Source organism: Martelella radicis (genome assembly GCF_014196625.1).
GTDB lineage: Bacteria > Pseudomonadota > Alphaproteobacteria > Rhizobiales > Rhizobiaceae > Martelella > Martelella radicis.
This window is the reverse complement of record NZ_JACIDZ010000007.1, coordinates 212,477-226,621: the sequence shown is the minus strand read 5'-3', so window position 1 is coordinate 226,621 and position 14,145 is coordinate 212,477. Positions and strand designations below refer to the sequence as shown.

Here is a 14,145-nt window from a genome sequence, read left to right as displayed (position 1 = left end):
TCAGATTTTTTCAAGGCGAACATCCGCGGGCCTGCGAAAAATTGCAGGTCATCACGCAATTGAAGAACCGGACTTCAGTTAATTCTGTGCGCTTGTGCGGTTTACTTGAAGCGGAGGGCTCTTTGCCTGGAAGAAACGTCTTTCAGCTCACTCCTCTTCCGCAAAGCTTCTGGAGAGTGCCTTCACGAGTGCGTCGTTGAGGTAGTGCGGCCCGTCGAAGAGATAGATGTCGTAGCCTCGCAGAGCACGGATCTGCGGCTCGATCTCCGCTGCCGTGGCCGCCCGGAAACCGCCGCCTTTGAGGGGGCGGAAGGCTTCCGTGATGACACGCAGGCGGTCCTTGCCGAAACGGGCGGCAAGCGCGTCGGCATAATCGCGCGCCGTCTGCGCCGACCGTGCATCCACGCCGACGCCATCCTGAAAGAAGATGCCGACATCCTCCGGCAGCCAGGTCGAAAGCCAGTCGGCAAGCGCCGCGCCACCCATATCGCTGTTGTCGTAGACGCTGATCCAGAGGGGGCGCGGAAGAAGGGAAAGAGCCTCCGGCATCACCTTTGCCGCCTCCTGCCAGGTCGGGTCCACTTCAACCGGAAAATAATAGCCCTCGATGTCAAGCGGCAGTTGCTTCCCGGCGATCGCGGCCGATGCCCTGGCAAGTTGCAGGACATCGGCCCGGGCCTTCTTCTCCGCAAAATCACCGGCAAGGCCGAGGGTGACGTGCCGGGCCCATGGTTCGGCGCCGATGCGCTGCCAGTCCGGCAAGCGCGTGGGCCGTTTCTTGCCCAGGCCTCGCGCAAAGCCGATGTCATCGACCACGATCCACTGGATGAGTAGGTGGTCAGCGCCGAGGCGTTGCCAGTTGCCTTCAGGACGCGCCGTCGCGTCATCGACCTGCCAGACAATGCCTGTGACAGGGCCTTCGGCGGGCACCTCGCTATTGTCGGGCGGCAGGACGAGAAAACGGCCGAGAAGCCCTGCGGCGACCAATAGCACGATCGCCGGCAGAACCATGAGAAAGCGGCGGATCATATCATCAGGTTGAGGGAAGCGAACCATCCGCGTGCCCTGTCATCGCCGCCGAGCCGCGCCCGGTACTGGCCGTTGAAATCAAGATGTGACATCGGCGCTTCATATTTCGTTTCGCGGAACCAGTATCGCAGGTTGATCCCGGGCCCCGCGCCCAGCGCGAATTCCGTCGCGTAGGTATTGTTGTAGTCCGCCGAAATGCCGATGAACGGGGTGACGATGAAATTCCCGTCATCGCCCAGGCTGAAGCTGCGGCCGAGGCTCGCATTCACCAGGGCGAAATCCTCGTCGCTCTCGACATAGCGACCCGCCTCGCCAAAATACTGGCCTGTCCACCATGCGCTGGACCCGGGCATCAGATCGGTATTGAACCCGTCCGAGATCGCCGCCCTGAGAAGATAGTCGTCCCGGCTGTAGCGTCCGATCTTGAAGTATCGCGCGGCTTCCAGCGTGAGGTTGAGATTGGTGAACGGCTTGAGGCGCAGGCCGGCGGCCCCTTGCGTGGTCGGCGCGCCGACCGGGCCGCCGAGCGAATCATAGACCGTGGTAAACTGGCGGGCAAAGAGATCGACCGTACGCCCGTCGCGGTAGCCGATGACAGGCGGGCGCCAGTAAGCTTCCGCGCCGAGCTGCATGCTGCGCCCGGCAGAAGCCGGCGGCGTTATGTAGGCGTCGGAAATGCCGCTGCTGCCGTAGAAGAGGCCGATATTGGCGCCCCAGCGCCGTGAAATATCGGATACCTCGCGCCGCAGGCCGAAAAGCCCTTCAGGCGAAAGGGAGAGCCTGCCTGCATCCACCTCGTCGATAGCGCGTTTCAGCCAGAACAGGGCATCGTCATTGTGAATGTCCCGCCGGGCGGCATAGGCTGCGTCGATAAGCTGGCTGCCTTCGAGCTCGCCAGCAGCATAGGCCTCGCTGAAGGCGTCATAGGCAAGTGCGCGGTCGCCAAGGCGTGCGGCGAGATAGGCCATTTCCGTTGCGCCGAGAGGCGCAAGAACGCCGTCTTCGGCGGCAATGCGCAAGGCGGAACGGGCGCGACGTCCGTCGCCTTCTGCCATGATGAGGTCCAACCCGGCAATAGCGATATCCGCCCGTTGCCGCTCGCTTGTCGCAAGCATCTCCGCCTGCTCAAGGGCGGTTGCGGCGGCAGTGAGGCTTTCCATGGCCGTCAGCGCCTTTGCCCGCGCCAGCCATACGGCTGTATCATTGCTGTCTCCCAGCGGAACCAGCGCCTGATAGGCGGTCTCGGGCGCGTCCGTTGCCATTGCCGCGGCTGCAAGATTGAGTCTGAGCGCGGTTTCCTCCTCGGCCGGGCCGGGCAGCGCGAGCGCCGCCTCGAAATCTGCCACCGCGCCTGCCTGGTCGCCCATTGCCTGTCTGATGACGCCGCGTTGGGCGAGCAGGGTGCGGTCCGCGCCGAACCGGGCGATCGCCTCGTCGGCGACGCGAAACGCTTCCTCGCGCATCGCATTGCGGTTGAGAACGTCGACCAGCAGAACCTGATAGGCACGGTTGCCGGGCGCATTGCGCGCCGCCTGCCAGGCATCGCGCAGCGCGGCTTCCGGATCATTGCGTCTCAGCGCTGCATAGGCCTCCTCGGCTGCCCTTGCGGCGGGCGGGGCGGCGGCTGTTCTGGCATTGGCCTGCGCAAGCGCCGTTTCGACGTTTTCGAGAAGCGCGCGATAATCGCTATTGGCCGGGGCAAGCCGGACGGCTTCGCCGGCATCGGAAACCGCTTTCTCATAGTCACCGCGCTCGTAAGCGCGATAGGCTGCATCGGCGGCTTTGTAGGCCGGGTCCTCGGTCGCGGGAACGGGCGCTGCCGGGGTCTCCAGGGCTTCTGTCACGGCGACGTCTTCACCTTCAGTGCCGGCGTTGCGTTCCTCTCTTATTTCAGCTGCTCTTTCGGAAAGCCGCCGAATGGCTCCGGCGTCCAAACCGCTCTCCGTCGCAGGCTCGGAGGGGCTGGTTGCGGCCTCCTCCTCCGCCTTCACGGCGGTGGACCGCTGCTTCGCCTCGGCAAGAGCGGTCCGGGCATTGTCGAGGAGTTTCTGATAGTCGGCATGGCCCGGCGCAAGCTTGACGGCCTCCTCCGCTCTGGAGGCCGCATCTGCATAGTCGCCACGCTCATAGGCGCGATAGGCCGCATCGGCGGCCTTGTAGGCGGGATCATCGGTGGAAAGGGGCGCGGCGCCCGCGGCATCTTCGGGACCTGCCGCGATATCGGCGGCCGTCTCGGCTTCCTGAGCTTGCGCGCGTTCTTGCCTGATGGCAGCGGCCCGCTCGGAAAGCCGGCGAATGGCTTCGGCATCGATAGCGGGTTCGCCCGGCGGCAGGGGGGGTGTCTCGCCGCCATTATCCGCCGCCCCGGCTGCTGTGGCCGGCTTGTCTTTCGCTTTCGGCTGCATCGCCGGCATCTTCCCGGGACTTGCAGGACCCTCGACGGTTTTCCTTTTTGCGACGGCTTCGTTTTCCTCAGCGCCTATAGCAGCGGCCTGAGCCGCAAGCTGACGGCGGGCGACAGCGTCAAGGCGCAGGTCTTCAGCGGCCGAAAGCGCAGCCTGGCGGGCCTCATCGCCGCGCCCGGCCGCCTGAAGCGCCGTCACGAGCGCTGTTCTGAGCTCGCCGGAATCCGGCCTCTGCCGGATCGCCTCGTCAAGATTGTCGATCGCCCTTTGCGGGTTGCCGTCGGCAAGCGCCCGCTTGGCGTTTCGGAAAAGGAGAAGCGGCGGGCCGGACAGCGGAAGATATTCAATCCGGACAGCGGTAGCATCGCCCGTCATATCAACGGCTGCGGCTGGCGTCACGGCGTGCAGCAAAATCGCTGTAGCGGCAAGCAGGGTTCCGCGGCGGAAAGACCTCATGTGGGGTCCTCCTGCCCTGCCGGTGCAGGGGCCGGCTTGTCATTCTGTCTTTCGCGGGCCCTTGCAGTGCGCGCGCGCTGTTCTTCAAGCGCGCTTTCGATCGCCTCCTTGAAGACGATGTCACGATCGACGAGATAGGCGCCGATCAAGCCATCACGCTCGGGCTGGTAATCGACAAGCGCCTTCTGCAGCGCCTCGTTGGAGATCGCCCCGTTTTCGACCAGGATTTCACCAAGAAGCGGAATATTGGCCTCAAACCCGTCTGGTCCGAATGGCTCCGCCTCGTGTCCTTTTGCGGCAAGCAGGCGCAGGCCGCTGGAAAGCACCCGGTCACGCACGACAAAGCAGCGCGGCTCGTAGCCGAGTCGTCTGGCGATTGCAGCCAGTGCGTCTTCGGCAAGCGGAAAGGACGCGGCGAGCGCCAGCCTGTCGCTCTCCTCGTCGACCACCGGCAGAACCCGGTAGGCAAACAGGAAATCCGGCCTGAACCGGTCGCGTGCGGCGACCAGCTCCTCTTCCGTCACGGTGATCAGGTCAAGGCCGGACTGGAAGGCGACGGCCTCGGCCAGCACGTCCTCCTCGAGCCAGCCCTCGTCCAGCAGGATGCGGCCAAGCGGCACGCGCCTGGCCTTCTGCGCCGCAAGCGATGTCTCCAGCTGTGTGGCATTGATGGCGTGCCAGGAGACCAGAAGGTCGCCGAGTTTCGTCTTCCGGTCCATCAGCCCGTCGCCGGTCGGAAAGTCGTGCATGGTCTTGTCCCAGACCAGGCGTTTGCCGGTGAAAAGATGGTTGAGATACTGGTTCCACGCCCGCGCCATCGCCATGAAGTTCACGAAATTGCCGACGATGATGCGCGGGATGGACAGGAGGCCGTGTTCCCAGCCGAATGTGCGCGCGGTGAAATAGAAGCGCTGCGAGATGCGCAGGAAGAGGGCCACGGCGTTCAGGATCAGGACGACGCCGACCCAGCCCTCGACGGCGAGAAGCGGCGGATAGCCGCCCGGAAGAAGCCCGAAGGTGAACCCGAGCTGGAACAGGATATATTGAAGCGCGAGAACATAGGCGAAAACGGTCACGAAGGTGGTGACCATGCCCTTGCGGTCGCGCAGCATGAAATAGCGGTCGATGAGCGAACCGTGCCAGCCGAAATAGGCCCAACCCTGAAAGCATATGCCGAGCGACCAGCGCGCCTTCTGGCGGTATGAGGTGCGGAAGGTGTTGGGAAAATATTCCTGAACGCACAGCGCCATCCGCACGGTCATGTCCTTTTCGGGACCGAAGCCGAACCAGGTCCTGCGCTTGACCTGGTAGTCGACCGGAAAGCGGGCGAGGATCGAGCGCATGCCGTGTTCGGCAAGGCGCATGCCAATGTCGTAATCCTCGGTCAGCGTCTGGGTGTTGAAGGTCTGGTTGCTGTCTTCGGCCGCAAGCGTCAGCAACGCCTTGCGCGAAAAACAGGTGCCGACGCCGGCCGAGGGCACCATGCCGGAAAGCGCCTCGCGCACGACGATGTCCTTGCCGTGCCACTCGGCGAATTCATCCATGTAGACGCCGGCGACGAGATCGGCCCAGTGGCGCTCCAGCGAGTTGACCGGGATCTGGATGAGGTCGATGCGCGGCAGGAGATAGTTGAAGAATCGCAGCTCGAGCGGGTGCAGCACATCCTCGCTGTCATGCAGGATGACGCCGGCAAACGAGATGTTGTGCCGTTCCTCATGGGCAAAGATCGCCTGCACCACCCAGTTCAGGCAGTCGGCCTTGCAGGTCGGCCCGTCATGCGGCACCTCCACGCGCACGAGTTGGCGATAGCGCCGCCGCATGCGCTCGACCTCGTTGATGGTCGCCGCATCATTGCGATAGGTGCCGACGAAAACCGTGTAGTGGCGGTAGTCGAGCGTGCCGACCATGCCCTCGATCATCGCCGCGATCACGTCGCTTTCGAGCCATGCCGGCACCATGATGGCGATATGCTGTTCGGGACGGCCGTAAAGCTGGTCCGGCGTCAGCGGCTTGTAGCGGCGCTCGACGGTCAGACGACGTTTGATGGCACGCAGGTAGAAGACGGCGTCGATGAACAGATCATCAAGGCAGGAGACGAGAATGATAACGGCGACGGCAGCCGTCAGATATTCCAGCACCCGGTAATAGTCGGCGATCAGATAGGGCCAGTAGAGCTCCATGCTTCCTCCCGGCCCGGTCAGCTCTTGTCGTCTCGCTTGCGCCGCTTGGCCAGGCGGGCAAGCAGCATGAGCAGGACGAAGCCGCCGAGAATGAGTGCCGTCATCAGCACCGGCACCTGACGGAACCAGAAATCGGTATCGGTGAGCAGACGCCAGGAAAAGCTGAACGGCTTTTTGGTCAGGCGATCGGGCTCGGTATTGCTCGGCAGCGGCCGGCCGCTGGTTCTGACCTCGGCGAGAACGCCTTCGCGGCCGATGACTGCGACATCCCCATGTCTGAGGTTGAGCGGGTTTTCGATGAGCGGTCCGGTGCCGTCCGCCGCATAGGTGAGGCCCGGCTCGGCGCCGCCAGTCTCCGCCTGAAGGATCGCGACGTCGGATAGTCCGGAGGCGTCGAAAAGCGTGGTTCCTTTCGCCGTCGTGATCACGACATTGTCGCCCACCACGCTCGCGCGTTTGCTCACCCCCTCCACGGCCACATCGAAGAACAGGAAAGGCTTGTCGGGTTCGGGGTAGGTGGCCCTGTCGGCCACGTTGAAACCGGCGCGATCAGGAGAAATACCGCTGGCATCGGCAAGTGCGATGACGTTGGGCAGCGTCGAAAGCGCATTCTGAAGCCAGCTATTGTTCACGACGACAAGGCTTTCGCCGGAAAGCCTGGCTGAAACTCCCGCGAAATCAACCGCAGTCGGGGCGGGAGCGAGTTGCAGGTAGCTGTCCGGGAGGATCGACACGGGAAAGCCCTGCGGAAGTTCCTCGCATTCGCCCGGTGCCGGCTGTCGCTGAACGCGTACGACAATGGTGTTGCGCGGCAGCAGCGTATAGGCGGGGACAGAGGCGGATATGGTCTCGGGCATCCCGTCGGCCTCTAGCTGTTTTGCGCCGAGCAGCATGTCGTTGAGGAAAACCGAGGCCACCGGCCGGGTGGCGGTCGCGCCGGGCGCGGCCGAAACGACGACATGAATATCCGACGGCACCTTGCCGGGCGGAATGTCGCCGCCGAGATCGGCCGTGGTCGACCATTCGCCAAGCCCCACGACACTGAAATTGCTGTCGGAACCGCTCGGCGGAAGTAGGGCCATTGCGTCTCCGTCGGCCATCGGCAGTCTGGCCGCACGCACGACCATATCGCCGGAGATCGCGGTGCTGCGCCACCACCTACTGAAGAGACCGGCCGCCTCTTTGGCGCCATCCGGCTGAACCGCGAGAACCGGCTCGCCGCCGACCAGGCGGATGCTGTAGGCGCCGTCCTCGAGCGGACGCGACAGTGTCTGATCTGCCGCAACGAGCGCCTGAACTGCTTGTTGCGCATCCGGATCGGCAGCGACGAGCTGCGCGGTGACGGCCTTCAGCGCGGTTTCGATATCCGCCGAAAGGCTGTCGGCGGCAACGGCGATGTCCGCGCGCGTTTCGGCAGCGCCAAGGAGCAGCAGCGCGCCGGTTTGCGCGGGGTCTTCGAGTTCGACGGAGCCGCCCTTCGCAAATGCCGCAAAGCCGGGGATTTTCTCAAGCGCCGCGGGCACGGTGATGGCCGAGGCGTCGATTGTGTCTCCCTTTGCCGGCAGCGCCTTGAGCTGGACGGTCTTGCCTGCCCGTTCCAGCGCCACACCAAGCCGCCAGGCGGCGTCGTAACTCTTGCCGTCGAGCACGTCGCCTGAAACCAGAAGCGTTACGGTCTGCTTGAGCGCAGACAAGGCGCCGGCGACGGTATCGAGGTCGGCGGCCTTGTAGCTGTATTCGAGATAGGTATCCGGGTAAACGAGCAGTCGGTTGTTGTTCGGGCCGGTGCCGTAGCAGTAAAACTGCCCGATCAGCGGTTGCCATGCGATGCCGAGACGCACAAACCCGTCGTCGCGCGCGGCGCCATCGACACCGATATCGAAACTGGTCGTTCCCCTTTCGCCTTCAGGCGAACGCGCGGCAACGGCATAGCCGTCGAGCGAGATTGTATAGGTCGTCTTGCCGCCATCGCCTCTCAGATAGGTCCCGTCGAAGTAAAGGCTCGGCTTGATCAGCGGAACGCCGGCGGGCACCGGAATAAAGATTTCCCGGTTGACCCTGTTGGCGGAGAAGGCGAGCGGCGTCGTGATGCCGAGGTCGGTCAGAGAAACCTTGCGGGTGACGACATCGTTTTCTGCAAGCGCACGGATCGCATCAGCCACGTCACCGGCTTCGGCCGCCTGATGAGCCGAGAACAGGACGAGGCCGCCAATTGCGACGCACAATGTGGTTTTCCTGCCGGCATGGACTTTCTGAGATTTCATATCATCAGCTCCCATCTGCGCTCTCGGCACATCGAGTCGTCATTGAAGAGCCCCCGGATCAAACGGTGAGACCGGCCGTCCCGTCAGCGCATCAGCGATGCGCGCGGCCGCATGTCCGTCGCCATAGGGATTGATGACGCGGGCGAAGCCCGCGTAGTGCGCTTCGTCGTCCAGCAGCTTTTCCGTTTCTGCGACGATCCGGTCCGGGCTGGTTCCCACGAGGCTGACTGCGCCGGCGGCTACTGCCTCAGGCCGCTCGGTCACGTCGCGCATCACCAGGACCGGCTTGCCGAGCGAGGGCGCCTCCTCCTGCACGCCGCCGGAATCCGTCAGGATGACGTCGGCCCGCGCCATCAGATAGACGAAATCGAGATAGGCGAGCGGATCGATGAGGTGAACATTGTCGAGCTTGCCGAGCAGTTCATGCACCGGGCCGAATACATTCGGATTGAGATGGACCGGATAGACGATTTCCAGATCGTCGCGTTCGGCAAGCCGTGCCAGCGCTTTGCAGATATTGACGAAGCCGCCCCCGAAACTCTCGCGTCGGTGGCCCGTCACCAGAACCAGCCGGCGGGAGGGTTTGATGAAGGAAAACCGGCCATCAAGCGCGGCTCGCAGTTTCCGGTCATCGTGGATATGCCCGACGGTTTCCTTCAAGGCGTCGATGACCGTATTGCCGGTGACGACGATGCGTGCGCCGAGATGCTCGGCCTTGAGGTTGTCTGCGCTTGATGCCGTTGGCGCGAATGCGAGCGTGGAAACCACATCGATGACCCGCCGGTTCATTTCTTCCGGCCAGGGTCTGGAAAGGTCATAGGTCCGAAGTCCCGCCTCCACATGGCCGATCTTGATGCCCCGGTGGAAAGCGGCAAGGCTCGCCGCCATGGCCGAAGTCGTATCGCCGTGAACCAGCACGCAATCCGGCCGGACCTCTTCGAAAACCTCGTCAAGCCCGGTGATAACCCTGCACGACAGGCTGTTTAGCGTCTGGTTCGGCGCCATCACCGAGAGATCGTGGTCGGGAACGATGCCAAAGAGTTCGAGCACCTGATCGAGCATCGCGCGATGCTGGCCGGTGACGCATGTATAGGCGGTGATGGCTTTCTCGCGCGCGATGGCGTTGACAACCGGAGCCATCTTGATCGCCTCTGGTCTGGTTCCAAATACGGAAAGAACTCTCAAAACACATCTTCCTCACACGCCATACCCGCCAGGAACGGCGTTCCGCTGCATAAATGCCGGACCCGTCCGACAATGCAGGCCGGGTCCACGCGAAACTGAAAAACTGTTCCTATTTCAGTCACGATTCATAGAAGGACATGGTTAATTATCGGTTACAGAAAGAAATACACGGGCTGTACTTGCCGCTTCTGGAGTTCTCTCGCAGGCGCCGGGCGGCCAGAGAGACTGATGTGTGAACAGAGCCGTGGAACCTCTTCGTGCCTGCGTTGAGTTCGATGCGTTTTTCGGCTAGGCTTTATTCGGCGTGGACCCGGACGCTTGTCCGGGCCAGGGGGACATGCGGGGATGCGATGACAGTGCCTTATCGCTGGTTCAGCCAGCGGCGGAAAATGAAAGACCGGAAGTGGCCGTGCAATCACTGGCGCGGCTTTATTGTCGGGACAGCGGGGCTGATCTTCGTTTCCTTTGCGATCCTCGACTATCCCGTCGGCGTCATGAGCAGGCAGCTCGACCCGATCCTGCATCACTACGGCAGTCTGCTGACCGATTTCGGCAAGTCGGACTGGATACTGATCGTCAGTTTCCTGGCGATCATTGTCGGTCTCGGCGCTGCAGGCACAGGTGACAGGCGCATCCGTGCCAAGGGCGTGTTTCTTGCCCAGGCCTCGAGTTTCGTTTTCGCCGCCATTGCGTTTTCCGGCATTGCCGTTGCGCTGGTCAAGAACATGATCGGCCGTGCGCGCCCGAACATGCTTTACCAGGATCTCGGGCCGTTTTCCTTCAGCCCGATGCAGTTCGACGCCGATTTTGCCAGCTTCCCTTCCGGTCACTCGACGACGATCGCCGCGATCTTCACCTGTGCGGCCTTCTTCAACCCGCGACACCGCGTTCTGTTCTTCAGCCTCGCCGTGGTGATTGCCATGTGTCGCACCATTGTCGGCGCGCATTATCCGAGCGATGTGATTGCCGGGCTCGCCTTCGGGACGTGGTGCACCTATCTGGTCGCGATCTTCTTCTCGCGCTATCGCATGGTTTTCCGCATTGACGAGAGTGGCTGGCCGTTGCCGCGCAACAGTATCAGGGCGCTCAAACCGGAGTTCCTGCGACACCACCATCCTACCCCTCCAAAGCAAACAGACCTTGACTTGCGGCCGCAAAAAGGCCATTAGCCTTCGCGGTTAAAGGACAGGAAACCATGCTGCAGATGATGCGTCACATTTCTGGCGATATCACCCTGGCGCTTCGCGCCGGCGGCGTGAACTCCGCGTCCGCTATTCTCACCAAAACGGCCAAGAAAACGACGACGAAAACCGTCTGACGTCTCTGGCCCTGCCGCTCTCTCCCCGGTCTGGCCGGGGACGGGAAGGCGCCTGTAAGGCCGCTCTTCCGCTCCCGACCACCAAGAGGAGAGTAACGAAAGAGAGCTAAATCATCATGGGTTTCAAGATTGCAGTCGCCGGCGCTACCGGCAATGTCGGGCGCGAAATGCTTTCCATCCTCGCAGAGCGCGGTTTCCCGGCCGATGAGGTCGTAGCACTTGCCTCCAGCCGCTCCGTCGGCAAGGAAGTCTCCTTCGGCGACAAGACGCTGAAGGTGAAGAATCTGGAGAACTACGATTTCTCCGACACCGATATCTGCCTGATGTCGGCGGGCGGATCGATTTCGCAGAAGTGGTCGCCGAAGATCGGCGCGCAGGGTTGCGTCGTCATCGACAACTCCTCGGCCTGGCGCTACGATTCCGAAGTTCCGCTGATCGTGCCGGAGGTCAATCCGGATGCCATCGAGGGCTTTACCAAGCGCAACATCATCGCCAATCCGAACTGCTCGACGGCCCAGCTCGTCGTCGCGCTGAAGCCGCTGCATGATGCCGCGACCATCAAGCGCGTCGTGGTTTCCACCTACCAGTCGGTTTCAGGCGCCGGCAAGGATGGCATGGACGAATTGTTCAACCAGACCCGCGCCGTCTTCGTCGCCGATCCGATCGAGACCAAGAAGTTCACCAAGCGCATCGCCTTCAACGTCATTCCCCATATCGACGTCTTCATGGAGGACGGTTACACCAAGGAGGAGTGGAAGGTCCTGGCCGAAACCAAGAAGATGCTGGACCCGAAGATCAAGGTCACCTGCACGGCCGTGCGCGTGCCGGTCTTCATCGGCCATGGCGAGGCGGTGAACCTCGAATTTGAAAAGGAAATCACCGCGGAAGAAGCCCGCGAGATCCTGCGCGAGGCTCCGGGCTGCCTGGTCGTCGACAAGCATGAGGATGGCGGATACGTCACCCCGGTCGAATGCGCGGGCGAGGACGTTACCTATATTTCCCGCATTCGCGAGGACGCGACCGTGGAAAACGGCCTGGCGATGTGGGTCGTCTCCGACAATCTGCGCAAGGGCGCTGCGCTGAACGCGGTGCAGATCGCCGAACTTCTGGTCGAGCGCAATCTGCTCAAGTCACGCGCGACGGCCTGATCAAGGGGCGCATTGTCAAGATCTGAGAACGGCGGCGGGAAACCGTCGCCGTTTTTTATTCTTTCGCGTTGCGCGCTATTGGGGCTGTCGCAGTCGTTCGGCCAGCGCTTCAATATCGGCAAGCACGGCGCGGCGGACGGGCATATCACGGTCCGCATTGCGGCGGCGGGCGGCGTAACGCCGCGATGAGGGCAGGCGCGCGCCCGAACGGGTGATCGCCGTCAAAAGCGCCTCGGCGCCGGACGTGTCGGCTGATATCGCGCCGCCCAGGAATGAGGCCGGATCGAGCGCCAGGATCAGTTCGCCATGCATCGGGATCACGCCTGCGCCATCATCATGGGCAAGCGATTGAGCACTTGTCATGTCGCCGATAAGCGGGCCGGCGAGTAGCTCGATCATCGTCGAAAGCGCGGAACCCTTGTGTCCGCCAAAGGTCAGCATGGCGCCGTTGACCGCTTCAAGCGGGTCCGTGGTCGGGTTGCCGGCCGCATCCACGGCCACGCCTTCGGGCAGTGGCGTGTCGGACCGGCGATGCAGCTCCAGATCGCCGCGCGCGATCGCCGAGGTGGCGAAATCGAAGACGAACGGGTTCTTTCCCGGGCGCGGCCAGCCGAAGGCGAGGGGATTGGTGCCGAAGACCGGCTCCGCGCCGCCGGCAGGCGCCACCCAGGCATGGCTGACCGTCATGGCGAGCGCCACCAGACCCTGGTCCGTGATCGCCTCGATCTCCGGCCAGAGCGCGGAGAAATGATAGCAATTGTTGATCGCCAGCGCCGCGAGTCCCGCTGTCTTCGCCTTTTCGACGAGGAGCGGCAGGCCGGCCGCAAAAGCCGTCAGCGAAACGCCGCGACAGGCATCGACCTTCACGATCGCGGGCGCGCGATCGTCGATGAGCGGCGTCGCTTCAGGGTCGACCTTGCCCTTCTCGGCAAGTTCGGCGCAAGAGAGCAACCGGTAGAGCCCGTGGGAATGGCATTCGTCTCCTTGCGCGCGCACCACCGAAGCGGTGATCGCGCGGGCATGATCCGGGGCGAAGCCCGCAAGGCGCATCACCTCCTCGCCAAGCGCTGTTGCCGCCGCGCGTGAAATCGTCGTCTGGTCGTCGGACATTCGGTCTTCCTTTTGCAGTCTGCCCCGCGCGTTCCCGTCTCAGCGCACCTGAAAACCCTGCCGGAACGGGTCCTCGTCATCGATGAAGATGGTGTTGAAGCCCGTGGCGATGGCTGAGCCTTCGATTGTCGGAATGATCGCCTCGCTGTCGCCGAGCGTGGTTGGGGCCTCCACGCGCCCGGTGAAGGCACTGCCGATATAGCTTTCGTGAACAAAACGCGCGCCGGGCCTGAGGCGCCCCCTTGCCGCAAGCTGGGCCATCCGGGCAGACGTTCCTGTGCCGCAGGGCGAACCGTCGATGGCCTTGTCGCCGTAGAAGACCGCATTGCGGGCATCGCCGCCATGCTTCGGAATATCCGTCCACATCACATGGCTGACGCCGGCAATCGTCGGGTCCAGAGGATGAACGGGCGTGATCTTTTCCCGCACCAGAGACCTGACGATATTGGAGAGTTCGACAATCCGGCCCGCGCCGAGCATATCAAGTCCCCTATAGGGGCCCTGCGGCTCGATGATGGCGTAGAAATTGCCGCCATAGGCGATATCGAGGGTAAGGTCTCCGAAATCCGGTACGGTGATGGGGATATCCCGGGCCGCGAGATAGGACGGCACGTTGGTGATTGTCACCGAGGTTACCCTCTGGCCTTCCTCGCGATAATCGATGCCGATCAGGCCGGCGGGCACCTCAAGCTTCAGATGGCCCGGCGTTTTCGGCCGGATCAGTCCGTTCTCGAGCGCAAAGGTGACGATGCCGATCGTGCCGTGGCCGCACATCGGCAGGCAGCCGCTGGTCTCGATATAGAGGATGCCGGCATCGGTATCGCCGCGTGCCGGCGGATAGAGAAACCCGCCCGACATCATGTCATGGCCGCGCGGCTCGAAGCAGAGCCCGGTGCGGATCCAGTCGAAGCGGGCAAGGAAATCCTGCCGTCGCTCGGACATGGAGGCGCCTGCAAGAAGCGGCGCGCCGCCGGCGACAAGACGGACGGGATTGCCGGCCGTATGGCCGTCGATACAGAAGAATGTGCTGCGCATCTGTTGCGTTCGGCC

The 14,145-nt window shown here is 63.0% G+C and carries 10 protein-coding genes; 3 read left to right on the top strand and 7 right to left on the bottom strand.

The window, feature by feature from the left end; translation table 11 throughout:
* Positions 1-147: 147 nt before the first annotated feature.
* Genes GGR30_RS12305 through wecB form a run of 5 tightly spaced genes read right to left on the bottom strand, consistent with a single transcriptional unit; the run spans position 148 to position 9,519 of the window.
* A complete protein-coding gene (locus GGR30_RS12305) occupies positions 148-1,029 on the bottom strand; it encodes an alpha-amylase family protein (protein WP_210288023.1) in 882 nt (293 codons plus the stop codon).
* Positions 1,026-3,890, bottom strand: a complete 2,865-nt coding sequence (locus GGR30_RS12300; protein ID WP_183486660.1) for an NfrA family protein — start codon at positions 3,888-3,890, stop codon at positions 1,026-1,028. The genes GGR30_RS12305 and GGR30_RS12300 overlap by 4 nt, the downstream gene beginning before the upstream one ends.
* Complete coding sequence (locus tag GGR30_RS12295; protein WP_183486659.1) at positions 3,887-6,070, bottom strand: glycosyl transferase family protein; 2,184 nt, start codon at positions 6,068-6,070, stop codon at positions 3,887-3,889. The genes GGR30_RS12300 and GGR30_RS12295 overlap by 4 nt, the downstream gene beginning before the upstream one ends.
* A 17-nt stretch (positions 6,071-6,087) precedes the next feature.
* On the bottom strand, positions 6,088-8,334 hold the full coding sequence (locus tag GGR30_RS12290; protein WP_183486658.1) for a hypothetical protein: 2,247 nt from the start codon (positions 8,332-8,334) through the stop codon (positions 6,088-6,090).
* Positions 8,335-8,373: 39 nt separating this feature from the next.
* Positions 8,374-9,519, bottom strand: a complete 1,146-nt coding sequence (wecB, locus tag GGR30_RS12285; protein ID WP_183486657.1) for a non-hydrolyzing UDP-N-acetylglucosamine 2-epimerase — start codon at positions 9,517-9,519, stop codon at positions 8,374-8,376.
* A gap of 389 nt (positions 9,520-9,908) precedes the next feature.
* On the opposite strand from wecB, the gene GGR30_RS12280 reads away from it, so the two are divergent.
* From GGR30_RS12280 to GGR30_RS12275, 3 genes are all read left to right on the top strand, one after another.
* Entirely contained in the window at positions 9,909-10,688 is a 780-nt protein-coding gene (locus GGR30_RS12280; RefSeq protein WP_183486656.1) for a phosphatase PAP2 family protein, read from the top strand.
* Between the two features lie 26 nt (positions 10,689-10,714).
* Positions 10,715-10,837, top strand: coding sequence for a hypothetical protein (locus tag GGR30_RS23580; RefSeq protein ID WP_281378121.1), 123 nt, complete (start codon positions 10,715-10,717; stop codon positions 10,835-10,837).
* Between the two features lie 116 nt (positions 10,838-10,953).
* A complete protein-coding gene (locus GGR30_RS12275) occupies positions 10,954-11,985 on the top strand; it encodes an aspartate-semialdehyde dehydrogenase (protein WP_183486654.1) in 1,032 nt (343 codons plus the stop codon).
* A gap of 75 nt (positions 11,986-12,060) precedes the next feature.
* Here GGR30_RS12275 and GGR30_RS12270 read toward each other — a convergent pair whose 3' ends face one another.
* Together GGR30_RS12270 and GGR30_RS12265 are read right to left on the bottom strand one after the other, a co-directional pair.
* Entirely contained in the window at positions 12,061-13,095 is a 1,035-nt protein-coding gene (locus GGR30_RS12270; protein WP_183486644.1) for an Ldh family oxidoreductase, read from the bottom strand.
* Positions 13,096-13,134: 39 nt separating this feature from the next.
* A complete protein-coding gene (locus tag GGR30_RS12265) occupies positions 13,135-14,130 on the bottom strand; it encodes a 4-hydroxyproline epimerase (protein ID WP_183486642.1) in 996 nt (331 codons plus the stop codon).
* Between the last annotated feature and the right edge of the window lie 15 nt (positions 14,131-14,145).